We start from the raw sequence: 23,687 nt of genomic DNA, 5'->3' as shown, positions 1-23,687 counted from the left end.
TGGTGGGGCGGACCGGGCCAGCTTAGCCGCAGGGGCGCGGAGCGGTTCTTACGGTTTCAGTGCGCACCCAGTCCGGTCAGCGAGCGGACCTCCAGTTCAGCGTACTTCGCCGGGTCGGCGGGTTCGCGGGAGAGCAGGGTCCCGATCAGCCCGGCCAGGAAGCCGACCGGGATGGAGACCAGCCCGGGGTTCTCCAGCGGGAACCAGTGGAAGTCGCTGTGCGGGAACAGCGAGGTCGGCTTGCCGGAGACCACGGTGGAGAAGACCACCAGCAGGACCGAGGTGACCAGGCCGGCGTAGACCGAGCAGACCGCGCCCGCCGTGTTGAACCGCTTCCAGAACAGCGAGTAGAGCAGCGTCGGCAGGTTGGCGGACGCCGCCACCGCGAAGGCCAGCGCGACCAGGGCGGCGGTGTTCAGCTTGTCGGCGAAGATCGACAGCAGGATGGCGACCGCGCCGATCGCGACGGCGGCCAGCTTGGCGGAGCCGATCTCCTCCCGTTCGCTCGCCCGGCCGCGGCGGATCACGTTGGCGTACAGGTCATGGGCGAAGGAGGCCGAGGAGGCCAGGGTGAGCCCGGCGACCACGGCGAGGATGGTGGCGAAGGCCACCGCGGAGATCACCGCGAGCAGGACCGCCCCGCCGGTGGTGCCGGCGCCGCCGCCCAGGTGCTCGGCGAGCAGCGGGGCCGCGGTGTTGCCGGCCGCGTTGGACTTCTTGATCACGCCGGGTCCGACCAGGGCGGCGGCGCCGAAGCCGAGCGCCAGGGTCATCAGGTAGAAGCCGCCGATGATGCCGATCGCCCAGAGCACCGACTTCCGGGCGGCCTTGGCGGTGGGCACGGTGTAGAAGCGGACCAGGATGTGCGGCAGGCCCGCGGTGCCGAGGACCAGGGCGAGGCCCAGGCTGAGGAAGTCCAGTTTGCTGGTGTCGCTCGCGCCGTACTTCAGGCCCGGTTCGAGGAAGGCCGTGCCCTTGCCGCTGGCGTCGGCGGCGGCGCCCAGCAGCGCGGAGGGGTTGAAGTGGTACTTGGCGAGGACCAGCACCGTCATCAGGGCGGTCCCGGCGATCAGCAGCACCGCCTTGACGATCTGCACCCAGGTGGTGCCCTTCATCCCGCCGATCACCACGTAGACCACCATCAGCGCGCCGACCGCGACCACCGTCCAGCGCTTGGCGGCGTCGCCGTTGACGCCGAGCAGCAGCGCGACCAGGGAGCCCGCGCCGACCATCTGGGCCAGCAGGTAGAAGATCGACACCACGATGGTGGAGATGCCGGCCGCGGTCCGCACCGGACGCTGGCGCATCCGGAAGGCCAGCACGTCGGCCATGGTGTAGCGGCCGGAGTTGCGCAGCGGTTCGGCGACCAGCAGCAGGGCGACCAGCCAGGCGACCAGGAAGCCCACCGAGTAGAGGAAGCCGTCGTAGCCGAACAGGGCGATGGCGCCGGCGATGCCGAGGAAGGACGCGGCCGACATGTAGTCGCCGGAGATCGCCAGGCCGTTCTGGAAGCCGGAGAATCCGCGGCCGCCGGCGTAGAAGTCGGAGGCGTCCTTGGTCTGCCGGCCGGCCCGGACGGTGATGCCGAGGGTGGCCAGCACGAAGACGCCGAACAGCGTCATGGTCAGGCCGCGGTGCTCGGTGGCGGAGCCGGCGGCCAGCAGGGTCGTGGTCATTCGGCCACCTCGTCCTCGGGGGTGCGGGCCGCGGCCCCGGCCGCCCGGGCGCGGATCCCGGCGGCCGTGGGGTCGAGCCGGGCGCCGGCATAGCGGGCGTACCACGCCGCGATGGCGAAGGTGGAGACGAACTGCAGCAGGCCGAGCGCGAGGGCCGTGTTGACGTGCCCGAACAGCCTGATGCCCATGAAGTCCGGGGCGTAGCAGGACAGCAGCACGTACAGCAGGTACCAGAGGATGAAGCCGGCGGTGACGGGGAACGCGAAGCCGCGGAAGGAGCGGCGCAGCTGCCGGAACTCGGCGCTGCGGTCGGTCGCGATGAGCCGGTCGGGCGGGGCGGGACGGGCGGTCGACGGGTTGTCCACTCGGTGTCCTCCTGGGGTCGGCGGGTGCACAGGTGGAACGATCGGACGTGAGGGGCGTCACAGTCGCGCGTGCCGCTGCATGCTAGGTCCGCGGTCGGCGCCCGGCCAGGCTCCGCGCGACGAAAGCACGCGTGTACACCTCAATTGGCCGAAAACCGCCGGACACGGCGACGGGGCGCCACCGGTTCGGGTGGCGCCCCGTCGGGCCCGGGACGGCGTGCGGGTGGGATCAGAACGCGATCCGCACCTTGAGCGCCGAGCGGTCGTCCATCGCGCGGTAGCCGTCCGGCACGCCGTCCAGGTCCACCGTGCGGTCGAAGACCAGGCCGGGCTCGATCGCGCCCGAGAGCACGTCGGGCAGCAGCTGGGGGATGTACGCGCGGGCCGGGGCGACCCCGCCGCGCAGCTGGACGTTGCGGTCGAACATCTGGCCGATGTCCACGCCGGCGCTGCCGCCGTGCGGGACACCGACGTACCCGACCGAGCCGCCGTCCCGGGTGATCGAGACCGCCGTACGCATCGACTCCTCGGTGCCGACCGCCTCCAGCACCGCGTGCGCGCCCTGGCCGCCGGTCAGCTCCCGGACCGCCTCGACCGCAGCCTCGCCCCGCTCGGCGACCACGTCGGTGGCCCCGAACCGGCGGGCCAGGTCGGTCCGCGCGGTGTGCCGTCCGAGTGCGATGATCCGGCCGGCGCCGAGCCGGTGCGCGGCGAGCACCCCGCACAGCCCGACCGCGCCGTCCCCGACCACCGCGACCGTCGCACCGGGCCGCACCCCCGCACTGACCGCCGCGTGGTGGCCGGTGGCCATCACGTCGGAGAGCGCCAGCAGACCCGGCAGCAGCTTCTCGTCGCCCGCCGCGTCCTTCGGCAGCGCCACCAGGGTCCCGTCCGCGAACGGCACCCGGACCGCCTCGCCCTGGCCGCCGTCGGAGCCGACCGAGCCCCAGAACCCGCCGTGCGGGCACGAGGTCTGCAGCCCCTCCCGGCAGAAGTCACAGGTGCCGTCGGACCACACGAAGGGCGCCACCACCAGGTCGCCGGCCCGGAAGCCGGTCACCTGGGCACCGACCTCCTCGATCACCCCGAGGAACTCGTGGCCGATCCGCTGCCCGGGCTTGCGCGCCGCGACCCCGCGGTACGCCCACAGGTCACTGCCGCAGATGCAGGCGTTGACCACCCGCACCACCGCGTCGGTGGGCTGCTGGATCCGGGGGTCCGGCACCTCCTCGATCCGGATGTCGTTGGGGCCGTGGATCACGGTGGCGCGCATGGGGATGTCCTTTACCAAAGCCGCCGCCCCGGGGTGCGGGCGGCGTGGGAGAGCTTCGAGAGGTTGTACGACTGCTCCGCCGTCCACTCTATGCGCAGGTGTGGTGCACGCCACCGCTCGTACCGGTTCGGCCACCGGCGTCGGTGACGGCCCTTAAGCTGGTTGACCATGCACGCGATCCAGTCACCGTGGGACGGCTCCGCCCGGCCTGTTCCGCTCCCGGCGCAGCGCACCGAGGAGCGCGGCCCGGGCTTCGCCGTGGTCGACGTCGAGACCACCGGGCTCGGCCGTTCCGACCGGGTCATCTCGGCCGGCGTCTACCAGCTGGACGGGCACGGCGAGGTGACGGACCACTGGTACACCCTGGTCAACCCGGAGCGCGATCCGGGCCCGGTCTGGATCCACGGCCTGACCAGCGCCGCACTCGCGGGTGCGCCGACCTTCCCGGAGATCGCCGACGAGCTGGCCGACCGGCTGGCGGGCCGGGTGATGGTGGCCCACAACGCGCTCTTCGACTGGAACATGATCTCCCGCGAGTACTCCCGGGCCGGCCGCCGGGCCCCCGTCGAGCAGCGGATCTGCACCATGGTGCTGGCCCGCGACCTCGCGCTGCCGCTGCCCAACGGCAAGCTGTCCTCGCTCGCCGCGTACTTCGGCGTCCAGCAGCGGCAGGCGCACAACGCGCTGGACGACGCCCGGGTGCTGGCCGAGGTGTTCCGCCCGAGCCTGCGGCTGGCCCGGGAGGCCGGGGTGCCGCTGCCGCTGACCACCTGTGTCGCCGTCACCGACCTCGGCGAGGAGTCCCCGGCGCCGCAGCGGGGCACCTGGAGCTCCTCGTACCGGCCCGCCCGCAAGCGTCCGCCGTGCCCGCACCCCAACCCCGGGCGGTGGGTGGATGGCACGCCGCTGATGCAGGGCATGCGGATCGCGATCACCGGCGACACCGCCACCGACCGGGAGCTGCTGGAGGACCGCGCGGTCGAGGCGGGCCTGCACATCGCCACCTCGGTGAGCCGGCTCACCAGCCTGCTGGTCACCAACGAGCCGGGCAGCTGGAGCGGCAAGGCGCGCAAGGCCCGCGAGCACGGCACGCCGGTGGTCGGCGAGGACGCCTTCCTCCAGCTGCTGCGCGAGGTCGCGCCGCACCCCGGTGTCTGACGCGCGTGTGAGGTGGGCGTAGCGTGCCGGGTGTGTACCGTTTTCTGCTCTCCCGGCGCTGGGCGATCATCACCCTGATCGCCCTGCTGCTGATCCCCGCCATGATCCGGCTGGGGTTCTGGCAGCTGCACCGGCACGAGGCCCGGGTCGCCCGCAACGAGCTGATCGCGAGCAGCCTGACCGCGCCGCCGGTCGCCTTCGACTCGCTCTCGCCCGCCCCCGGCTTCGCGGTGCCCACCGGGCTGACCTGGCGGACGGTCACGGCCTCGGGCCACTACGACCCGGCGCACGAGTTCGTGGTGCGCGGGCGCACCGAGCCCGGCGGCAGCAGCATCGGGTACTTCGTGGTCACGCCGCTGCAGCTGGCCGACGGCCACGGCGAGGTGCTGGTCAACCGGGGCTGGGTGGAGTCGGGAGCCGACGCCACCAGCTACCCGCCGGTGCCGGCCCCGCCGGCCGGCGAGGTCACCGTCACCGGGCGGATGCGGGCCGACGAGACCACCGCCAGCAGCGGGATCCGCGACCGCGGCGGCCTGCCCGACCGCCAGTACAAGCTGATCAACAGCCACCAGCAGGCCGAGGCGAGCGGCGCCAGCGTGCTCGGCGGCTACCTCGAACTGGTCTCCACCCGGCCGGACCCCGGCACCGGCCCGGAGCCGCTGGCCGAGCCCGACCACTCCGACATCGGGCCGCACATGGCGTACGCGGTGCAGTGGTGGCTGTTCTGCGCACTGGTCCCGGTCGGCCTGGTGGTGCTCGCCCGGCGCGAGGCCAAGGACAACGCCGAACAGGCCCGCACCGCGGCCGAACCGGAGCTGGTCGAGGCCTAGGGCGCGACCGGCGGCCGGGCGGCCGGACCCCGCGGCAACCGGACGGGTGTCCGATTGCGTCGGGTTCGGTGTGATCGAAGCCGTTCTGAGTGCGTCCCCGCTGTTCTGGCCCGGCGTCCTGTGCTCCCTGCTGCTGGCCGCCCTGCTGAGCCGCCCGGTGGGCCGGCTGCTGCGCGCCCACCGGGCGGCGGGCTTCCTGCTGGTCCTCGCGCTCGGCGGGATCATCACCCTCACCGTGCTGCCGGACACCCGGCTGCCGCTGTGGGACAACGCCCGGTACGCCGTGCGCCAGTGCACCTTCGACCGGGTCGGCCCGCACCCGCTGTCCGAACTGCTCACCGCCACCCAGAGCAGCCTCAACGTCGCGCTGTTCGTCCCGCTCGGCGTGACCGCGGCGCTGGCCGGCACCTGGGGGCGCCGGTGCGCGGCCGGGGCCGTCGCCGTGACCGTACCGGTGCTGGTCGAGTCCGTGCAGTACGCGTTCCCCGTCCTCGGCCGGGCCTGCGACGGCCAGGACCTGCTGGACAACTACCTCGGCCTGGCGATCGGCCTGCTCCTCGGCGCCCTCGCCGGGCCACTGGCCCGAGCCGCGGTCCGGGCCCGCCGCCGCTGAAGCCCTCCCGCCGGGACACCGGGCCCGCGCCGGGCCGCCGACCGGGCAGGATGGGCCCATGGATCTAGGACTTCAGCAGAAGGTGTTCGTGGTCACCGGCGCCACCCGCGGCCTCGGCCTGGCCTCCGCCCGCGAACTGCTCGCCGACGGCGCCCGGGTGGTCATCAGCGGCCGCACCGAGCAGTCGGTGGCCGCCGCCGTGGCCGAACTCGGCGACGGCACCCGGGTGCACGGCGTGGTCGCCGACAACGCGGACCCCGCCACCGCCGACCGCCTCGTCGACGCGGCCCGGGAGCGCTTCGGCCGGCTCGACGGCGTACTGATCAGCGTCGGCGGCCCGAGCGCCGGCCCGGTGACGGCCACCGGCGACGACGCCTGGCGGACCGCCTTCGAATCGGTCTTCCTCGGTGCTCTGCGGATCGCCCGCACCGCGGCCGCCGCGCTCGGCGAGGGCGGGGTGATCGGCTTCGTGCTGTCCGGCTCGGTCCGGGAACCGATCGGCGGCCTCGGCATCTCCAACGGGCTGCGCCCGGGGCTCGCGATGGCCGCCAAGTCGCTCGCCGACGAGCTGGGCCCGCGCGGCATCCGGGTGATCGGCCTGCTGCCGGGCCGGATCGAGACCGACCGGCTCCGCGAACTCGACGCACTCGGCGGCGACCCGGCCGCGGCCAAGGCCCGCGCGACCGCCACCATCCCGCTGGGCCGCTACGGCAGGCCGGAGGAGTTCGGCCGGGTCGCGGCCTTCCTGCTCTCCCCCGCCGCCTCCTTCCTGACCGGCGTCATGGTCCCGGTGGACGGCGGCGCCCTGCGCGGACTCTGACCGACGGTCGGCGGCCTCCCGGTCCGCACCCGTCCGTCCGCGGGCCACGTACGGCCCGGCCCGGCCCGCCGCAGCGGCTCAGCGCACCCGGGGCTGCTTGCGGCGGCTCGGCCGGCGTTGCGGGGCCACCCGCAGCCGCAGCTCCGAGCGCAGGGTGGGCAGCCCGAGGCTGCGCCGGGTCCGGGCGAGCGGGCCCGTCCTGAACCCCTCCAGCAGCTCGGCCGGGGAGCCGTGGGGCGTCAGCCGGACCGCCGCCCGGACCACCGGCGCACCGGGCGGGCCGCCCAGCTGCGCGCTGACCCGCTCCACCCCCGGCAGGGCGACCGTGGCGGCCTCGACCACGTCCTCCACCGCCCGCCCGCGCACCAGCAGCGCCGTCGCGGCGAGCGGCGGGGCCAGCTCCAGCGAGCCGGACCGGGTACGGCGCAGCTGGGCGGCCAGCCAGGCCAGCGCCCCGATCACCAGCAGCACCAGGACAGCGATCACGACCGGCCACCACCAGCTGTGCCCGGCCACCCGGGCCCGCGCGGCCACCCCGAGCAGCGGCCGGGTCCGCGCGGTGAGCGGCCAGCCGGCCGGCATCGACAGCCCGAGCCGCCGGTACAGGTCGAGCCCGCCGGCCAGCACCAGCAGCCCGCCGGCGACCAGCAGCGCCCCCGCGACCGCGAGGATGGTCCGGTTGACGGCGCCGCGGCTCATGACGCGGCCCCCCGGGACGGCCCGGCGGGCTCTTCCAGGCCGCCGTGGCGGTGCGGGTGGGCCGGGCGGCCCGCCCGGACGCGGACGTCCAGCCGGTTGGGGGCGGCCAGCGGGATGGCGGCCAGCTCCGCCCGCAGGGCCCGCTGGACGGCGGCGGGGTCGACCGCACCGGTCACCCGGACCACGGTCCGCCGGCGGACGACCCGGACCCTGGTGCCCTGTACCCCGGGCAGTTCCGCCGCCCGGACCGCGATCAGCACGGCCACCCCCGACCTGTCGATCACCGCGCCCGGTTCCCGCAGCGGCAGCCAGCGCCGCGCCCCGGCGGAGAACGCGCCCCACAGCAGCAGCGCCCCCAGCACCACCGCCACCCCCGCCCCGGCCAGTACCCAGGGATCGTCGGGGCCGCGGACCGCCAGTTCGTGGGCCACCCGGGCCCGCCACGGCGCGGCCGCGAACCCGCTGCGGACCGCGATCACGTCGTACAGCAGACCGCCGGCCAGCACCAGGACGGCCAGCACGGTCAGGAACGCGGGTACGGTGCGCGGCGAGCGCGGGCCCCTGGCCTTCGGGTCCTGCTCCACCTCCGGCCCGCCCGCGACTCCCGACCCGGCCACCGTCTGCGCCGCCTCCGGCTCCGGCGACTCCACCGGCTCCACCGGCTCCGCGGGCCCCGCCGCCGCGCCGTCCCCGGCCGGACCGGCGTTCACCGGGGAGCCTCGGCCTGGACCAGCCGCTCGACCACGACGGTGACCTCCTCGACCGGGGTGCCGGTGAGTTCGGCGACCCGCCCGGCCGCCGCCCGGCGGGCGGTCCCGGCCAGGGCGGCCAGGTCGGCGGGGAACGGCAGGTCGAGGTGGAGGGTGAGCCTGGCGATTCCGCGTACCAGCCGGACCGAGACGGTGGGCGGTCCGCCCCGCTCGGCCCGTCCGGCCCAGTGCTCGGCCAGCGAGTCGCCGATCGCGCGCTCCGCGATCCGGCTGAACACCCGGTCGGCGATCCGCAGTTCACCTCGGCGGGGAGCGGGCGGCAGTGCGCCGGGGCCGGACGTCGCGACCCCGGCCGAGGGGGTGAGCGCGGACATCAGCGGCGCCGGTCCCGGCCGCCGCGCAGCAGGTCGCCGAGGTCGCGCAGGTCCAGGTCGCCCTCCAGCACCCGGCCGGCCACGAAACCCGCCCCGCCCAGGACGGCGACCAGCAGGAACGCGGCGAAGCCGCCGAAGTACCCGGCGAAGCCCAGCCCCATCCCGGCCAGCAGGCCCACCAACGCCAGATTCATCCGCTCTCCTCGTCAACCGCTCCTACTGGACCCGGGGGCGCCGGCCGGCCTGGCCGGGCACCTCCTCCTCCTCGACCTCGTCCGGCTCGTCCGGCAGGTGGACGTCGTTGACGGCGATGTTGACCTCCACCACCTCCAGGCCGGTCATCCGCTCCACGGCCGCGATGATGTTCTCCCGGACCTCGGCGGCCAGCCTGGGGATGACCACGCCGTACTCGACCACCAGGGCGATGTCGATCGCCGTCTGCCGTTCGCCGACCTCCGCCTTGATCCCTCGTCCGATGCTGGACTTCCCGCCCGGCACCCGGTCGCGCATCGCGCTGAAGGTGCGGGAGAAGCCCGAGCCGAGCGCGTGGATGCCGGAGACCTCGCGGGCCGCCATGCCCGCGATCTTCTCCACCACACCGACCGCCAGCGCGGTGCGGCCCCGGTCGGCGCTGGTCCGGCCGCCGCCCTGCTCGGCGGCGCTCTTCTGGAGGTCGGCGGGGGTCGGGGTCTGCGGCATGGGGATCTCCTGTGGTCGCGGTCCAGCTATATCGCAAATCACCACCAACTCTGACATTCCGGCACATCTCGCGCGCGTCGCGTGGGGCAGCCGGACCGCCCGGGGCCGGCCAGGGGTCCGGACATGCCGAGGGCCCGGCCGTGGCACGGCCGGGCCCCGGACAGGCAGGGGTGCGGGCGGTCAGTCCCCGATGCCCGCGAGGTCGCGCAGCCGGCGGGCCTGGGCCGCCCGCTCGGCGGCGCGCTGCTCCTCGTACGAGCGGCCGGCCGCACCCTGGAGCAGCGCCTTGGTCTCGGTCACCGCGTTGCGCGGGGCGGCCAGCAGGGCCGCGGCCAGGTCCCGGGCCGCCGCGTCCAGCTCGGCCGCCGGGACGGCGAGGTTGGCCAGCCCGGTCGCCACGGCCTCCTCGGCGCCGACCCACCGGCCGGTCGCGCAGATCTCCAGCGCCCGCGCCGGGCCGACCAGGTCGGTGAGCGGCTTGGTGCCGGCCAGGTCCGGGACCAGCCCGAGCGAGGTCTCCTTCATGGCGAACTGCACGTCGTCGGCGACCACCCGCAGGTCGCAGCCGAGGGCGAGCTGGAAGCCGGCCCCGACCGCGTGCCCCTGGACCGCGGCGATGCTCACCAGGTCCGCCCGCCGCCACCAGGTGAACGCCTCCTGGTACCCCGCGATGGCCTCGTCCAGCTCCTTGTCCCCCGCGGCGGCGAGCTCCAGGAAGGTCAGCTCGCCGGGGATCCCCTCGGGGCTGAACATCGCCCGGTCGAGCCCGGCCGAGAAGGAGACGCCCTCGGCCCTCAGCACGACCACCCGGACCGTACCGGGCAGGCTGCGCCCGGCCTCGGCCAGCGCCCGCCACATCGCGGGGGTCTGGGCGTTGCGGCGCTTGCCGTGACAGAGCGTCACCAGCGCCAGTTCGCCGTCGAGCTCCAGGCGGACTCCGTCCTGCTCCCACCGGGCGGAGTCGGGGTGGGCTGCGGGCACGGTCATGGGGATACCTCCAGCGAAGGGGCAGTGAACCTACTGGAGAGTAACAAAGCCGCGTCCGGGCGGACAGTACCGATTACCGGAGAGCGCCCGAAATGACGATCGGCGGCCCGGGAGACCCCGTCCGCCGATACGTCTGGAACTGTCGACTGCGCGTTCTGCTCGGTGGCGCACCCATGTCGCGCAGCCGCTCCGCGACGACCTGGGCCACCGCCGCCGACACATATGATGGATCGTCAGGAACCTGCTGCGGCAGTAGCCTTGCTCTTGCCACGCGTGGCACCACCGCGGCCCCGGAGAATGACCCCGGACTCGCTCAGCATGCGGTGCACGAAGCCGTACGAGCGGCCCGTCTCCTCCGCCAGCGCGCGAATGCTCGCCCCGGAGTCGTACTTCTTTTTCAGATCGGCCGCGAGCTTCTCACGCGCGGCACCTGTCACCCGGCTGCCCTTTTTCAGAGTCTCGGCCACCCGTGCCTCCTCGTAGCTGTGCTCGGTCAGATTCCCATGATCACCCATAGCCAGGCTCCTGGCCACCCATTCGACAAGGTCGATACCGGGAAAGCGCAGTCTGCCGGTGGTGCTCGCTGCGCACAAGGGCGCTCACACAGGGTGCACGCGCCCCCCACGATGCGCGTGTTCGATGATGAATCTGCTGATCAGCACAGCAGGCCCCGCCGCAAACCGCGGCGGGGCCCAGCAAAACGGAATCACCGGATCGGGAATTCCCACCGCTCCCCGAAGCTGAGTTTTTCTCGCCCGGACGGTGGATTCCGCGTCTACACCGGCGTCTACACCCGGCCCGGGCCGGGGACGGCTCAGGCCAGCGACACCAGATCGTGGTACGCCGGGCTCCACAGGTCCTCCACACCGTCCGGCAGCAGGATGATCCGCTCCGGCTGGAGCGCGTCCACCGCGCCCTCGTCGTGGGTGACCAGCACCACCGCGCCGGTGAAGGTGCGCAGCGCGCCGAGGATCTCCTCGCGGCTGGCCGGGTCGAGGTTGTTGGTCGGCTCGTCGAGCAGCAGCACGTTGGCGCTGGACACCACCAGCGAGGCCAGCGCGAGCCGGGTCTTCTCACCGCCGGAGAGCACCCCGGCCGGCTTGTCGACGTCGTCGCCGGAGAACAGGAACGAGCCGAGGATCTTGCGGATCTGCACCAGGTCGGTGTCGGGTGCGGCCGACCGCATGTTCTCCAGCACGCTGCGCCCGGGGTCGAGCGTCTCGTGCTCCTGGGCGTAGTAGCCGATCTTCAGACCGTGTCCGGCGATCACCTCACCGGTGTCCGGCTGCTCGACCCCGGCCAGCATCCGCAGCAGGGTGGTCTTGCCGGCGCCGTTGAGGCCGAGGATGACCACCCGGGAGCCGCGGTCGATCGCCAGGCCCACGTCGGTGAAGATCTCCAGCGAGCCGTACGACTTCGACAGGCCCTCCGCGGTGAGCGGGGTCTTGCCGCACGGGGCCGGGTCCGGGAAGCGCAGCTTGGCGACCTTGTCGGAGGCGCGGACCTGCTCCAGTCCGGACAGCAGCTTCTCGGCCCGGCGGGCCATGTTCTGCGCGGCGACGGTCTTGGTCGCCTTGGCCCGCATCTTGTCGGCCTGCGAGTTGAGGGTGGCGGCCTTCTTCTCGGCGTTCGCCCGCTCGCGCTTGCGGCGCTTCTCGTCGTCCTCGCGCTGCTGCTGGTACTGCTTCCAGCCCATGTTGTAGATGTCGATGGCGGACCGGTTGGCGTCCAGGTAGAAGACCTTGTTGACGACCGTCTCGACCAGGTCGACGTCGTGCGAGATGACGATGAAGCCGCCCTTGTAGGTCTTCAGGAAGTCCCGCAGCCAGGCGATCGAGTCGGCGTCGAGGTGGTTGGTCGGCTCGTCGAGCAGCAGGATGTCGGCGTCCGAGAAGAGGATCCGGGCCAGCTCGACCCGGCGGCGCTGGCCACCGGAGAGGGTGTGCAGCTCCTGGCCGAGGATGCGGTCCGGCAGGCCGAGCGCGGCGGCGATGGTGGCGGCCTCGGCCTCGGCGGCGTAACCGCCCTTGGTGAGGAACTCGGTCTCCAGCCGGGCGTACTTCTTCATCGCGTTGTCGCGGGTGGCGCCCTTGCCGTTGGCCATCCGCTCCTCGTTGTCGCGCATCTTCTTGAGCACGGTGTCGAGGCCGCGGGCGGACAGGATCCGGTCGCGGGCGAGCACGTCGAGATCGCCGGTGCGCGGGTCCTGCGGGAGGTAGCCGACCTCGCCGGAGTTGGTCACCGAGCCGCCGGCCGGCAGGCCCTCGCCGGCCAGCACCTTGGTCAGGGTGGTCTTGCCGGCGCCGTTGCGGCCGACCAGGCCGATCCGGTCGCCCGGGGCGATCCGGAAGGTGGCGGACTCGATCAGGATGCGGGCGCCGGCGCGCAGCTCCAGGGCGTTCGCGGAAATCATGGCTGGGGTTACTCCTGAGACGTGGGCATGGCGCGGCGGCCGGGCGGGGAGGGGGAGGCGGCGACACGGAACGGCGGGCCGCTACGGGCCCTGCCGGACGGCGCGCTAATGCCAGCGGAGAACAGCCATGCGGACCAGTCTACCGGGCCCGGCCGCGGACCCTCCGGGAGTCGCCGCCCCATCCGCCGGGACGGGACGGGAGCGTCACTTCGCGGGACAGGTGTCCTTCGCCGGGACCGCCGCGAACGGGGCCGCCGGGCCGCCGCAGACCGCCTCGGGCCCGCCCTTGCGGGTGTCGAACACGTGGCTGCCGACGATCGGGCCGTCCTCGACGGACACCCGGTGGCCGTCGAGACGGCGCAGCACCACGTCGGGGCCGGCGTTCAGCAGCGCGGTCTGGCCGCCGTCCAGTTCGAAGACGCTGATCGCGCCCGGGAGCGCCCGGCCGAGGCCGTCGTTGGTGCAGCCGCGCGGGATGAGCACCGCGTCGTCGGTGTGCACCGAGCGCAGCGGGTCGAAGGTGCAGCCCGCCGGCGGGCGGGAGTTGAACCGCAGGTCGCCGTCGCGGTCGCGGAAGCCCATGGTCAGCGAGGGGGTGACCACCGCCACCCAGGACTCCGCCACCGACACCGGCTGGAGCGCGGCGGCGGCCCGCTTGACGGCGGTCGCCCGGCGGTCGGCCTCGGAGCGGTCGGCGGCACCGGGCTCGCCCTCGGCGTGCAGCCAGTCGGCCAGGCCGGGGACCGAACGGTGCCAGCGCACCGAGTGGTCGCTGGGCCGGACCGAGGTGACCATGCCGTCGTCCCAGACCACCACGGCGCTCTCGCCGGCCATCGCCAGGTGCAGGGCGGTCGCGCCCTCCCGGCGGTAGGACCACAGGTGCTCGCCGGTGGCCGGGGCGTACGCCTCCAGGCCGGGGCCGACCTTCAGCTCCATGCCGCCGGTGTCCAGGGACTGCGCACCCGCCGGGCTGGCGTCCGCGCCGCCCGGCTCCGCCACCCGGTCGCCGAAGGGCACCGGCTTGTTCGCATGCGCAGCGGCGCCCGCGCCGAGGACCAGCAGGACGGCAACGGCGGGCAGGGCTGATCGGGGCGTGAGACTACGCAGCGGATTCCAGGACACGGGCGGAGCGTACCCTCCGCACGGATGTACGTCAGCTCGACGCGGCCGCTCCCCTGGCCGGGGCGAGGGGGGCCGACGCCCGCGGGCGCACACCGCTCACCTGCGGTTGTCAACAGGGGGTAAGCGCCGCCCGGGGCCGGGGAGCGGGCCGGCGGGCGCACCGGACTGTTACAGAGGTGAGACAGCGCCGCGCACCCGGCCGGCCGTCGCTGCCGTTCGTCGTACGACCTGCCACGAATGGGTGACATGAGGCTTTTCGGACGGCTGGTGCCCGTACTGTCGGGTCAGCCGTCCCACCCTCCCCGCCTGGAGAATCCATGCGACTCGGCCGCCTGGCGCTGGCCGCCTCCGCGCTGCTGCTGGTGACCACCGCGAGCGTCCCGTCCGGGACCCCGCTGAGCCAGACCGAGCGTCACGCCGCGTTCTCCTCGGACGCCGTCGAACAGCGTGGTGCAGCGCCCCGGCCGGTGGTGCAGCGGGCCCGGCACGAGGTGCCGTTCGGCGCGTTCGTCGGCTCCTGGGACACCTACATCCCGAACATCGCCAAGATGGCCCGCTGGCTGGGCGGCGCCAACATGCAGGTCGGCCACACCTACCTGGCGGGCAACGGCTGGAACGACGTCGAGGGCGAGGCGGTGGTGCTCGGGCTGTGGTCGCAGTGGCGGCAGGCCGACCCCTCGCGCCGCCTCGTGCTCGGCGTGCCGATGCTGGTCCCCAACGAGGGCAACGTCCCGGACGCCGAGGTGGCGCGACTGCTGGCCCGCGGCAACAAGGGCGAGTTCGACGCGCACTTCCTGAAGCTGGCCCGCAAGCTGACCGCGCTCGGCGGCGGCGACACCGTGATCACCCTCGGCTGGGAGATGAACGGCACCACCTACACCAGCCGCTGCCGGCCCGACCCGACGGCCTGGAAGGCGTACTGGCGGCGGATCGTCGGGGTGATGCGCTCGGTGCCGGGCCAGCACTTCAGCTTCGACTTCACCCCGACCCGCGGCCTGGACGCCATCCCCTGGACCCGCTGCTACCCCGGCGACGACGTGGTCGACATCATCGGCATGGACAGCTACGACCAGCCGGCCGGCGCCACCTTCGACGACTACGTGAACGAGCCGTACGGGCTGCAGGACCAGGTCGAGTTCGCCGCCAAGCGCGGCAAGCCGGTCTCGTACCCCGAGTGGGGGCTGTTCCGCAACGGCGACAACCCGGTCTTCGTGGAACGGATGGTGGACTGGATGCGCACCCACGACACCGCCTACCAGACCCTCACCGACTACTGCCCGCACGGCTTCTGGCAGTGCGACCGCAACCCCCGCTCGGCCGCCCGGTACAAGCAGCTGATGTCCGGCTCGGCCGGGGTGCCGGCCGGCACCGCCGCCAAGGCGCCGGCCGCCGCCCCGGCCGGCACCCCCGGGCAGCAGGCCTCAGCGCAGGCGGCGGGCCACTAGCGCGGCCTTCAGCCGGGGCAGCCGGCTGCGCAGCACCCCCACCACCGCCCGGCGCCCCCGGACCCGGAGCGCCCGCACGACGGCCGCCGGTGCCAGCCGCCCGGGGCCCAGCACCAGCCGCTGGTTGGACAGCTGGTCGGGGCGCCACCGCTGCTTGTACGGCTCCTGACCGCGCAGCAGGCTGAGCACCGGGATCCCGGCCTCCCGGACCTCGTCCAGCGCGACCCCGAACAGCAGCCCGGCGATGTCCAGGCGCTCGCGCAGCCCGGGGTGCGCGCCGTACATGTAGAGGCCGCCGAAGGCCGGGCAGAGCACCAGCAGGTTGACCGCGACCAGTTCGCCGTCCAGCCAGTAGCGGTGCATCGCGGCCCGGCCCGAGCCGACCAGCGCGGCGGTGGAGTCGGTCAGGTGGGCGGCGAACCGCTCGGTGCGGTGCTCCGGGGTGACCCCGCGGTCCTGCCACTGCAGGAAGTGCAGCCGCAGCAGCTCCCGGACCGCCTCCGGGACCTCCTCGGGCGCGGTCGCCCGGACCACCACCCCGGCCTCGGCGATCTTGCGCTGCTTGACCCGGCTGCGCTGGGCGGTCTTGCCCGGCAGCCGCTTCAGCAGCTCCTCCATCGGCACGGCGGGCAGGTACTGGCAGAGCGAGTCGTCGAACCGGTACCGGCGGCCGGGCCAGGCCCGGTGGACCCGGTGGACGGCCGCGTCCGGGTGCACCTCGCGCAGGTCCAGGCTGTGCCAGGGCCGGCGCAGCGGCAGCGCGGCGGCGAGTTCGGCGGCCGCGCGGTCGGCGCAGTCGTCGTCCAGCAGGACGTCGGTGAAGTCCACCAGGCCGCCGCCGAGGTTGGTCAGGCCGCCGAACGGGCCGCGGCGGCGCAGCGCCGCGGCGCCGACCAGCCGGCCGTCCCGGCGGACCAGCACCACCACCAGGCCGCCGGGCCGCCCGTACTGCCGCCACCAGGAGGCCAGCCAGCCGGCGGCCTGGAAGGAGGTGGCCGAGCCGCAGCGGGCCGCCAGCGCGTCCCACTCCCCGGTCAGCCGCTCCAGCGCGTCGTCCTGGCGCCGGACCTCGGTGGTCCAGACGGGCACCGCGGCCCGGGCCGGCAGGCCGGCCGAGGTCAGCTCGGTGGTCACCGGGGGCTCCTCGCCGCCGCCGGCCGCTTCGGGGCGGCGGCGGCCTCGGTACCGGCCGGTGCGGCGGCGGCAGGTTCGGTGGCGGCGGTGCCCCGCGGGCGCGGCGGGCCGGAGCGCTCCTCGGCCGGGGCGTCGGGCACCGCATCGGGCGACGGATCGGCAGCGGGCCGGCGGCGGGTCAGCATCACCAGCGCCCCCGCCAGCACGCCCGCCGCCGCGCCGACCCCGGTGTCCAGGGCGGCCGACGGCGTGGTCGGCTTCTCCGGCTCGGCGGCGGGCGCCAGCGGCACCAGCCGCACCCCCGTCTCCTTGCTGCTGGCGTTGGCGAAGGTGATCAGCGAACCGGCCACCGCGTCGGCCGCCCGGACCGCGTCCCGCGGCCGGCCGCCGGAACCACTGATGTCGATCACCGGTGCGTCCGGCGAGGTGGTGCCGCTGACCAGGCCCGCCAGCTCGGCGATGCTGTGCCCGGTCTGCGCCGCGGCCGCCGCCAGCACCTGCGGCTGCCCGGCCAGCCGGCCGTACGCCTGCGCGAAGTTGACCGCCGCGGCGCCGTCCCCCGTCTCCGCCGGGACCACCACCACGTAGGAGTCGGCGGTGTAGGAGGGGTGCGAGACGGCCGCGTAGCCGGCCCCGGCGACGGCCCCCAGCGGGACCGCCACGGCCACCGGCCACCAGCGGCGGGCCAGCGCACGGGCGCTTCGGCGCAGATCGGACATCGGTAGCTCCTCGCTCGACGCAGCGCCGGTACGTCCGGCCCGCTGCGGACTGACAGATGGTGGTTCAGACCCCGGCGCCGGCCCGGCGCCGCCGTCCGGCGGTGTCGGCGGGCGGCGCCAACCGGTCGTAGAGCGCGCCGAGTTCGGCGGCGATCCGGGTGATGTCGTAGTGCCGGACCGCGGGCGGCTGGGGCAGTGCGGCGCTGCGCCGGCTCCACAGCTCGCGCAGCGCGGCGGCGTACGCGGCCGGCTCCGAGGGCAGCCGGACCGCCTCCGGCGCGGCCTGCGGGCCGAGCCCGTCCAGCGCCGGGCAGGCACTGTGCCGCACCGGCAGTCCGGCGGCCAGCGCCTCCAGCACGGTCAGGCCGAAGGTCTCCTCGGCCGAGGGCGCGGCCAGCACGTCGATCGCGGCGAGCAGGTCGGGCACGTCCTCGCGCTCGCCGGTGAACAGCACGGTGGCGCCCACCCCGAGGCGTTCGGCGTGCTGCTCCAGCGCCGCCCGCTCGGGGCCGGCGCCGACCAGCAGCAGCCACGGCTCGCGCAGCGCCGGGTGGCGCTCGGCGACGGTGCGCAGCTCGGCCAGCGCGTCGATCAGCACGTGGAACCGCTTGCCCGGGACCAGCCGGCCGACCGCGCCGACCACCCAGGCCTGCTGCGGCAGGCCGAGCGCGGCGCGGAGGTTCTGCCGCAGGGCGTACCGGGAGGCGGTGGGCAGTTCGTAGCGGGCGGCGTCGATGCCGTTGGGCAGCAGGTGCACCCGGGCCGGCGGCACCCCCCAGTCGCCGAGGGTGCCGGCCACCTGCCCGGAGACCGCGATGGTGACGGTGCCGAGCCGCTCGGCCGCCAGGTACAGCGCCTTGACGCCGCGCGAGGTCGGCCGGCCCTCGATCACGCCCGGCTGCAGCGAGTGCTCGGTGGCGACCACCGGCCGCACCCCGGCCAGCCGGGCCGCCAGCCGGCCGTACAGCCCGGCCCGGTACAGGTGGGTGTGGACCAGGTCGTAGCCGCCGGAGCGGATCAGCCGGGTCAGTCTGGGCAGCACCGCGAGGTCCCGGTTGCCGCGCATCGCGAGGTCGTGCACGGTGACGCCGTCGGCGCGCAGCGCGGCGGCGACCGTCCCCGGGTTGGTGAGGGTGGCGACCTCGCAGCGGTGCTCGGGCGGCAGGTGCCGCAGGACCAGCTGGAGCTGGCGCTCGGCGCCGCCGGAGGCGAGGCCGGTGATCACGTGCAGGATCTTCATGACCGCTCCTCGCGCGGGCGGACCAGGGTGGTGCGGCGCAGTCCGGTGACGGCGTCGCGCAGCCGGTGGCGGCCGTGCTTGGCCAGCAGCCGCAGCGCTCCGTCGCGGTCGCCGACGTAGCAGCGCGGCAGGGCGAAGCGGCCGGTCAGCTGGGAGTGCTGGATCGCGCAGGCGTAGTCGTAGCCGGCGTCGCGAACCGCCAGGGCGGCGGGCAGGTCGACCGCGCCGTACGGGTAGCAGAAGCCGGTGACCGGGCCGCCGACCAGGTCCTCCAGCGCCCGGCGGCTCTCCCGGCACTGGGTGGCCAGCAGGTCGGCGGGCAGCCCGGGCAGCGCCTGGTGGCCGAGTCCGTGCGAGCCGATCTCCCAGCCCGCGGAGGCGAGTTCGGTGACCTGGTCGACGGTCAGCAGTTTCTTGCGGGGGCCCTCGGCGTCCCAGCCGTTCTCGGTGCCGAGCAGGTCGGGCACCACGTAGGCGGTGGCGGTGAAGCCGTACTCGCGCAGCACGGGCACGGCGTACCGGGCGAAGTCGGCGTAGCCGTCGTCGAAGGTCAGCCCGACCAGGCCGGCCGCCCGGCCGGCCCGGCGCGCGGTCAGCAGCTCGCGCACGCTGACGCCGCGCCGGCCGGTGCGGTGCAGCCAGGCCATCTGGGCGGCGAACCGCTGCGGGCTGACGGTGAGCAGGTACGGGTCCTCCTCCTCCTCGGCCACCGAGTGGTACATCAGGATCCAGGGGGCCGGCCCCACCGCCGGCTGGGCCGGCAGGAGCGGATGCCGGGCTGTTTCAGCGTCCATGGGGCAGCTTCCCTTCAGCGGCCGTGGCAGGGGGGTACAGGGCTCGGGCCAGGGCGCGGACCGGTCCGCGCACCTCGGCGGCGCCGAGTGCGGTGCCCACCGCCGCGTACACCAGGACGACGGCGGCGCCGCCGGTCACGGTGGACAGCAGCGGGTCACCGCTGAGCGTGGCGGCCAGGGTGCCGGCCGCGGCCGCGGCCACCGCGGCGGCCAGCAGCCGCGCCTGGCCGGCCAGCACCCGGGGCAGCCGCAGTGCGATCCCGCGCAGCAGCAGCCCGCGCAGCAGCAGGGCGGCGGTGGTGGTGATGCCGGCGGCGTTGCCGGCCGCGAGGCCGAGCGCGCCGAACCCGGGGGTGGCGGCGAGTCCCACGGCGACGGTGACCAGCAGCCCGAGGGCCATCGCGGCGACCGGGTACCAGTCGAGCAGCCGGCGGCCGCCGTCGTCGGCCTTCGGGCCGTCCGCCCGGCGGACCACCGGCCGCAGCGAGAAGAACGGGCGGACCATCACCCCGATCATGGCCTGGGCCGGCAGGCCGAAGCTGTAGACCCGGATCACCGCCGCGGTGGCCGCGGTGTCGGGCGCCCCGAAGGCGCCGCGCTGGAACAGCAGCGCCACCACCGAGGGGGCGCAGGCCATCAGGAACGCGGTGCCCATCAGCACCACGGCGGCCGCCTGGCCGAGGTCCTTCTCCACCCGGTCGCGGGCGGCCGCGAGGTCCCCGGCCGCCAGCGCCCTGGCGACCAGCGGGAAGGTCACGGTGACGATCAGGATGCCCGCCGTCATGGCCAGTTGGGAGACCTTGGCGGCGTAGTTGAGGTGCGAGATGGTGCCGGGCGGCAGCCCCGAGCCGAGGAAGCGCTCGATGAACACCTGGGCCTGCCGGGTGAGCGTGAACGCGGCCACCGGCAGTATCGCCAGCGGGATCAGCACCAGGCCGCCGTGGCCCGCCGTACCCCGCCGGCGGCGCCGCCGGCGGCCCCCGCGCAGCCGCCGCAGGAACGGGCCGACCAGCACGCCGGCCATCAGCAGGCTGCCGAAGGCGACCCCGACGGCGGCCGAACGCACCCCCAGGAACGCCTGCCCGGTCAGCAGCACCGCGAGGATGCCGAGGTTGTAGGCGACGTAGATGGCGGCCGGCGCGGTGAACCGGTGGTGCGCCCGCAGCGCCGACCCCAGGTAGCCGGCGACGCCGAACGGCAGCACGGTGAAGGCGGTGATCCGGGTGCAGCTGACGGCGAGGCCCGGGTCGGCGAGGCCCGGCGCCAGGACGGCGACCAGCTGGGGGGCGCCCAGCGCGACCGCGAGGGACAGCGCGCACAGCGCCAGCAGCAGCCAGGGCAGGGTGGCCCGGACCAGCTGCCGGACCGGGTCCGGTCCGGCCGGGCGCTCCTCGCGCAGTACCAGGGCCAGGCTGAACGCCGGGACCATCAGGAAGGACATCGCGTCCTCGATCAGCAGCGGCGCCGCCGTCTCGGGGACCGTCCAGGCCACCAGGAACGCGTCGGTGCCCTGGTTGGCGCCGAAGTAGCGGGCCAGCAGCAGGTCGCGCAGCAGGCCGAGGGCCGAACCGGCCGCGCTCAGCAGCGCGGTGACGCCGAACGCCTTGGCCAGGAAACCGCGCCGGCCGGCGGCGGGGGCGGCCGGCGGCGCGTCCCCCGCCGGGGCGCCGCCGGGCTGGGCGGCGCCCGCCCGGGCCGGCGGGACCGCCGCGACGACCGCCGGGGCGGGCTGGTCGGTGGTCATTCGGCGTACGCTCCGCGGGAGTCCGGTCCGGGTAGGGCGGACCGGACCGCCAGGCCCAGCACCACCGAGGTCAGCACCGTGGTGGTGCCGCCGATGTCGGCGTAGAGGAAGTCGACTGTCACCCAGCCGAGCAGGGCGAGCGCGGCCAGGCCGGGCCCGTCCGCGGCCCGGCGCAGGCAGCCGGCGAGCAGCGCGAGGAACAGCGCCGCGTACGCGACGATGCCGACCAGGCCCTGCTCGGACAGGACCAGGAAGTACATGTTGTGCGGGGAGAGCAGCGGTTCGCGCTGGAAGCCGATGGTGGCGTCGGCCGCGTCACTGCCGGAGGACAGCCGCAGGGGGGCGTGACTGTCGCGCAGCCGCTGGAACGCCTTCGGGCCGGCCCCCGTGACCGGGTGGTCCTGCCAGATCCGGCCGGCCGTCGTCCACAGGTCGTAGCGGTCGCTGACCGACTGGTCCGGCGCGGCGGACACCGAGCCGATGCTGCTGAGCCGCTCGGTGACGCCGGAGGCCCCGAGCCCGAGGCCGCCGACCAGCACCACGGCCGCGGCCGCGGTCAGTACGGCGCCGCGGACCGCCAGCCGGGCGTCGGCGCGCAGCAGCAGCACGGTGGCGGCGGCGCCGCAGGCGATCCAGCTGCCCCGGCTGAAGGAGACCGCGAGCGGGAAGGCGAGGAAGGCGGCGGCCCCGGTCATCGCCAGGCGCAGCGGGCGGCTGCCGGCCGGGCCGCGTTCGCCGAGCGCCAGGGCGAGGGCGGCCAGCAGGCCGAAGCTGACCACCGTGGACATTCCCATGATGTCCAGGGCGCCGAAGGTGCCGACCGCCCGGATCGGCTGCCCGGTGTAGGAGGCACCGGTGCGGGTGAGGTACTGGTGGGCGCCGACCACGCCCTGGACCAGGGCTGCGGCGACGAAGGCGCCGAGCACGAGCCGCTGGTCGCGGCGGTCCCGCAGGGAGCACACCACGGCGGCGGGGACCAGCACGAAGATCTGCACCAGCCGGACGAAGCCCGTGACGCTGGCCACCGGGTCGATCGAGGTGAGGGTGGCGGCGGCGGCCGCCAGCACGATCCCGCCGAACAGCAGGCACGCCCGGCGGTCCACCCGGGGGGCGCGGCCGCGCACCAGGTCGAGCGCGGTGAGCGCGACCAGGACCAGTGAGGCGACGTCGGCGGGGGTCACGTGCACGGCGGCCGTGACGTCCTTCTCGCCGGTCGGGACGCAGACCAGCAGGACGGTCGCGGCGGCCCACAGGCTCGGCCGTCGCGCCACTATGCTCGCCAGCCGACTCACCGTCAGGGTGCTGGCCGGGCTCGGACGCAGGAGTGCGAGGGCCATCTCAGCTCCCGTCCGGGTGGAGCATCAGGGCGGCCGTGCGGAGCAGGATCTTGGCGTCCTGCCACAGGCTCCAGCCTTCGATGTAGCGGTTGTCGAAGCGGGCCCGGTCCTCGATCGAGGTGTCCCCGCGCAGGCCGTTGACCTGCGCCAGCCCGGTCAGCCCGACCGGCACCCGGTGGCGGTCGGCGTACTCGGGGTAGACCTGGCCGAACCGCATCACGAAGTACGGGCGCTCGGGCCGGGGGCCGACCAGGCTCATGTCGCCGCGCAGCACGTTCCACAGCTGCGGCAGCTCGTCCAGCGAACTGCGGCGCAGCAGGCGGCCGACGGCGCCCATCCGGTGGTCCTGGGAGATGTTCCAGCGGGTCGCCGACTCGTGCTCGTTGCTGGGGCGCAGGGTGCGGAACTTGAGGACGGTGAAGGCCTTGCCGTCCAGGCCGGTGCGCTGCTGGCGGAAGAGCACGCCGGGGCCGGTGTCGCAGCGCACGGCCAGTGCGCAGACGGCCAGGACCGGTGCCAGGGCGAGCATGCCGAGACCGGAGGCGACGATGTCCAGGGCCCGCTTGGCGGCCCAGCCGGGGCGGCGCATCGCGGGCCGGGCGAGCGGCAGGCAGGGGAAGCCGTACAGGTGGTCGGCGGGGAAGCGGCCGAGTGAGCCGTACTCGCGCAGGGCCGGGACCAGCCAGACCTGGCAGCCCAGCCGGACGGCGTCGCGCAGGGCGGCCGCGGTCTCGGCCTCGTCGGCGGCGCCCTCGGTGGCGACCACGTGGTGGATCCGACGCCGGCGCACCTCCCGCTCCAGCACCTCGCGGCCGCCGAGCACCGGCAGCCGGGAGTCGCCGGCCAGCAGGACCGGGTCGGGGTCGACGTAGCCGACCGGGCGCAGGCCGTACTCGCGCCGCTCGGTGAGGGTGGCGGCGATCCGCTGGCCGAGTTCGCCGGCGCCGAGCACCAGCACCGGGCTGGGCCGGCGGCGGCGGACCTTGCGCAGCAGGTGGTAGGTGAGGGCGCGGCCGCTGACGGCGAGCAGCAGCAGGCCCGCCAGGAGGGCGGTGAGCCGGAGCGGGGTGGCCGGGCCGGAGCCGGGCCAGCGGCCGTCCAGGCAGGCGGTGAGGGTGACGGCGAAGGCGGTGGCCACGGCGGCCCGGGCGGCCAGCGCCGGGAGTTCGTCCAGGACGGAGAGGCTGAGCCGGTTGCGGTAGAGCCCGCCGGCCAGGTTGAGCGGGAGCAGCAGGGGGAGCAGGGCGGCGGCGCCGGTCAGCGGGTGCGGTCCCGAGGCGGTGGCGGCCGCGACGGCGGCCTGGGCGCCGCAGACCGCGAGGCTGTCGACGCCGACCAGGGCGAGCGGCAGGGCGACCCGGGAGCGGAACGGCCTGCGGTGCCGCCCGAGGCCGGGTGCGGAGCGGGTCCGCGGCGGGACCGGCCGATCGAGCACCTCGGCGGAGAGCCGCCGCGGCGCCGACAGGGATCTGCCCGGCCGTGGCACACTCTCGTGGTCAATGGTCATCAGCGCACGAACTCCCCTGCTGTGTACC

24 protein-coding genes are annotated in these 23,687 nt (G+C 75.1%); 5 read left to right on the top strand and 19 right to left on the bottom strand.

Features of this window, described 5'->3' with window-relative positions:
• Positions 1-56: 56 nt before the first annotated feature.
• The 3 genes from AB0D08_RS16940 to AB0D08_RS16930 all read right to left on the bottom strand — a co-directional run bounded on the left by AB0D08_RS16940 (position 57) and on the right by AB0D08_RS16930 (position 3,314).
• Positions 57-1,676, bottom strand: coding sequence for a cation acetate symporter (locus AB0D08_RS16940; protein WP_359889511.1), 1,620 nt, complete (start codon positions 1,674-1,676; stop codon positions 57-59).
• Positions 1,673-2,041, bottom strand: a complete 369-nt coding sequence (locus AB0D08_RS16935; RefSeq protein WP_082526367.1) for a DUF485 domain-containing protein — start codon at positions 2,039-2,041, stop codon at positions 1,673-1,675. Before AB0D08_RS16935 ends, AB0D08_RS16940 begins: the two co-directional genes overlap by 4 nt.
• A 229-nt stretch (positions 2,042-2,270) precedes the next feature.
• Positions 2,271-3,314, bottom strand: coding sequence for a zinc-dependent alcohol dehydrogenase family protein (locus AB0D08_RS16930; protein WP_033819323.1), 1,044 nt, complete (start codon positions 3,312-3,314; stop codon positions 2,271-2,273).
• Positions 3,315-3,482: 168 nt separating this feature from the next.
• Here AB0D08_RS16930 and AB0D08_RS16925 point away from each other — a divergent pair, with 168 nt between their 5' ends.
• The 4 genes from AB0D08_RS16925 to AB0D08_RS16910 all read left to right on the top strand — a co-directional run bounded on the left by AB0D08_RS16925 (position 3,483) and on the right by AB0D08_RS16910 (position 6,735).
• The gene (locus tag AB0D08_RS16925; RefSeq protein WP_359889507.1) at positions 3,483-4,472 is read left to right on the top strand and encodes a DEDDh family exonuclease; all 990 of its coding nucleotides are present in this window, start codon (positions 3,483-3,485) and stop codon (positions 4,470-4,472) included.
• Positions 4,473-4,504: 32 nt separating this feature from the next.
• Positions 4,505-5,302 (top strand): SURF1 family protein, encoded by a 798-nt coding sequence (locus AB0D08_RS16920; protein ID WP_359889504.1) that lies wholly within the window; start codon positions 4,505-4,507, stop codon positions 5,300-5,302.
• Between the two features lie 70 nt (positions 5,303-5,372).
• The gene (locus AB0D08_RS16915) at positions 5,373-5,915 is read left to right on the top strand and encodes a VanZ family protein (RefSeq protein WP_359889501.1); all 543 of its coding nucleotides are present in this window, start codon (positions 5,373-5,375) and stop codon (positions 5,913-5,915) included.
• A gap of 58 nt (positions 5,916-5,973) precedes the next feature.
• Positions 5,974-6,735 carry an SDR family oxidoreductase gene (locus tag AB0D08_RS16910; RefSeq protein WP_033819321.1) on the top strand — a complete coding sequence of 254 codons (762 nt, stop codon included), beginning with the start codon at positions 5,974-5,976 and terminating at the stop codon, positions 6,733-6,735.
• Between the two features lie 78 nt (positions 6,736-6,813).
• On the opposite strand, the gene AB0D08_RS16905 is transcribed toward AB0D08_RS16910, so the two are convergent.
• The 9 genes from AB0D08_RS16905 to AB0D08_RS16865 all read right to left on the bottom strand — a co-directional run bounded on the left by AB0D08_RS16905 (position 6,814) and on the right by AB0D08_RS16865 (position 13,739).
• Positions 6,814-7,434: an alkaline shock response membrane anchor protein AmaP gene (locus tag AB0D08_RS16905; RefSeq protein WP_359889498.1), complete on the bottom strand. Its 621-nt coding sequence runs from the start codon at positions 7,432-7,434 to the stop codon at positions 6,814-6,816.
• Entirely contained in the window at positions 7,431-8,144 is a 714-nt protein-coding gene (locus AB0D08_RS16900; RefSeq protein WP_359889496.1) for a DUF6286 domain-containing protein, read from the bottom strand. The genes AB0D08_RS16905 and AB0D08_RS16900 overlap by 4 nt, the downstream gene beginning before the upstream one ends.
• Entirely contained in the window at positions 8,141-8,518 is a 378-nt protein-coding gene (locus AB0D08_RS16895; RefSeq protein ID WP_051812040.1) for a hypothetical protein, read from the bottom strand. Before AB0D08_RS16895 ends, AB0D08_RS16900 begins: the two co-directional genes overlap by 4 nt.
• Positions 8,518-8,712, bottom strand: a complete 195-nt coding sequence (locus AB0D08_RS16890; RefSeq protein ID WP_033819319.1) for a hypothetical protein — start codon at positions 8,710-8,712, stop codon at positions 8,518-8,520. The genes AB0D08_RS16895 and AB0D08_RS16890 overlap by 1 nt, the downstream gene beginning before the upstream one ends.
• 22 nt (positions 8,713-8,734) lie before the next feature.
• Positions 8,735-9,217 (bottom strand): Asp23/Gls24 family envelope stress response protein, encoded by a 483-nt coding sequence (locus tag AB0D08_RS16885; RefSeq protein ID WP_033819318.1) that lies wholly within the window; start codon positions 9,215-9,217, stop codon positions 8,735-8,737.
• A gap of 180 nt (positions 9,218-9,397) precedes the next feature.
• Positions 9,398-10,204 (bottom strand): enoyl-CoA hydratase/isomerase family protein, encoded by an 807-nt coding sequence (locus AB0D08_RS16880; protein WP_051812039.1) that lies wholly within the window; start codon positions 10,202-10,204, stop codon positions 9,398-9,400.
• A 233-nt stretch (positions 10,205-10,437) separates the two neighbouring features.
• Entirely contained in the window at positions 10,438-10,671 is a 234-nt protein-coding gene (locus AB0D08_RS16875) for a helix-turn-helix domain-containing protein (RefSeq protein WP_033819349.1), read from the bottom strand.
• A 347-nt stretch (positions 10,672-11,018) separates the two neighbouring features.
• The gene (locus AB0D08_RS16870; RefSeq protein ID WP_033819317.1) at positions 11,019-12,617 is read right to left on the bottom strand and encodes an ABC-F family ATP-binding cassette domain-containing protein; all 1,599 of its coding nucleotides are present in this window, start codon (positions 12,615-12,617) and stop codon (positions 11,019-11,021) included.
• A 204-nt stretch (positions 12,618-12,821) separates the two neighbouring features.
• Positions 12,822-13,739: a hypothetical protein gene (locus AB0D08_RS16865; RefSeq protein ID WP_033819316.1), complete on the bottom strand. Its 918-nt coding sequence runs from the start codon at positions 13,737-13,739 to the stop codon at positions 12,822-12,824.
• 317 nt (positions 13,740-14,056) lie between these two features.
• On the opposite strand from AB0D08_RS16865, the gene AB0D08_RS16860 reads away from it, so the two are divergent.
• Entirely contained in the window at positions 14,057-15,184 is a 1,128-nt protein-coding gene (locus AB0D08_RS16860) for a glycosyl hydrolase (protein ID WP_149038033.1), read from the top strand.
• Here the strand turns inward: AB0D08_RS16860 and AB0D08_RS16855 are convergent.
• The 7 genes from AB0D08_RS16855 to AB0D08_RS16825 form a co-directional block, all read right to left on the bottom strand.
• Positions 15,161-16,318, bottom strand: a complete 1,158-nt coding sequence (locus AB0D08_RS16855; protein ID WP_063794314.1) for a GNAT family N-acetyltransferase — start codon at positions 16,316-16,318, stop codon at positions 15,161-15,163. The two genes, AB0D08_RS16860 and AB0D08_RS16855, sit on opposite strands and share 24 nt — an antisense overlap.
• On the bottom strand, positions 16,315-17,037 hold the full coding sequence (locus AB0D08_RS16850; protein ID WP_359889489.1) for a Wzz/FepE/Etk N-terminal domain-containing protein: 723 nt from the start codon (positions 17,035-17,037) through the stop codon (positions 16,315-16,317). Before AB0D08_RS16850 ends, AB0D08_RS16855 begins: the two co-directional genes overlap by 4 nt.
• 64 nt (positions 17,038-17,101) lie before the next feature.
• The gene (locus AB0D08_RS16845) at positions 17,102-18,277 is read right to left on the bottom strand and encodes a glycosyltransferase (protein ID WP_033819315.1); all 1,176 of its coding nucleotides are present in this window, start codon (positions 18,275-18,277) and stop codon (positions 17,102-17,104) included.
• Complete coding sequence (locus AB0D08_RS16840) at positions 18,274-19,071, bottom strand: polysaccharide deacetylase family protein (protein ID WP_051812037.1); 798 nt, start codon at positions 19,069-19,071, stop codon at positions 18,274-18,276. Before AB0D08_RS16840 ends, AB0D08_RS16845 begins: the two co-directional genes overlap by 4 nt.
• Positions 19,061-20,815, bottom strand: a complete 1,755-nt coding sequence (locus AB0D08_RS16835; protein WP_359889485.1) for a lipid II flippase MurJ — start codon at positions 20,813-20,815, stop codon at positions 19,061-19,063. The genes AB0D08_RS16840 and AB0D08_RS16835 overlap by 11 nt, the downstream gene beginning before the upstream one ends.
• Positions 20,812-22,152 carry an O-antigen ligase family protein gene (locus tag AB0D08_RS16830; protein ID WP_082526733.1) on the bottom strand — a complete coding sequence of 447 codons (1,341 nt, stop codon included), beginning with the start codon at positions 22,150-22,152 and terminating at the stop codon, positions 20,812-20,814. The genes AB0D08_RS16835 and AB0D08_RS16830 overlap by 4 nt, the downstream gene beginning before the upstream one ends.
• A gap of 1 nt (position 22,153) precedes the next feature.
• Entirely contained in the window at positions 22,154-23,659 is a 1,506-nt protein-coding gene (locus AB0D08_RS16825; RefSeq protein ID WP_033821952.1) for a sugar transferase, read from the bottom strand.
• Positions 23,660-23,687: the final 28 nt, after the last annotated feature.

This window comes from Kitasatospora sp. NPDC048540, from assembly GCF_040651175.1.
Lineage (GTDB): Bacteria > Actinomycetota > Actinomycetes > Streptomycetales > Streptomycetaceae > Kitasatospora.
This window is presented reverse-complemented; position numbering and strand designations above follow the sequence as displayed.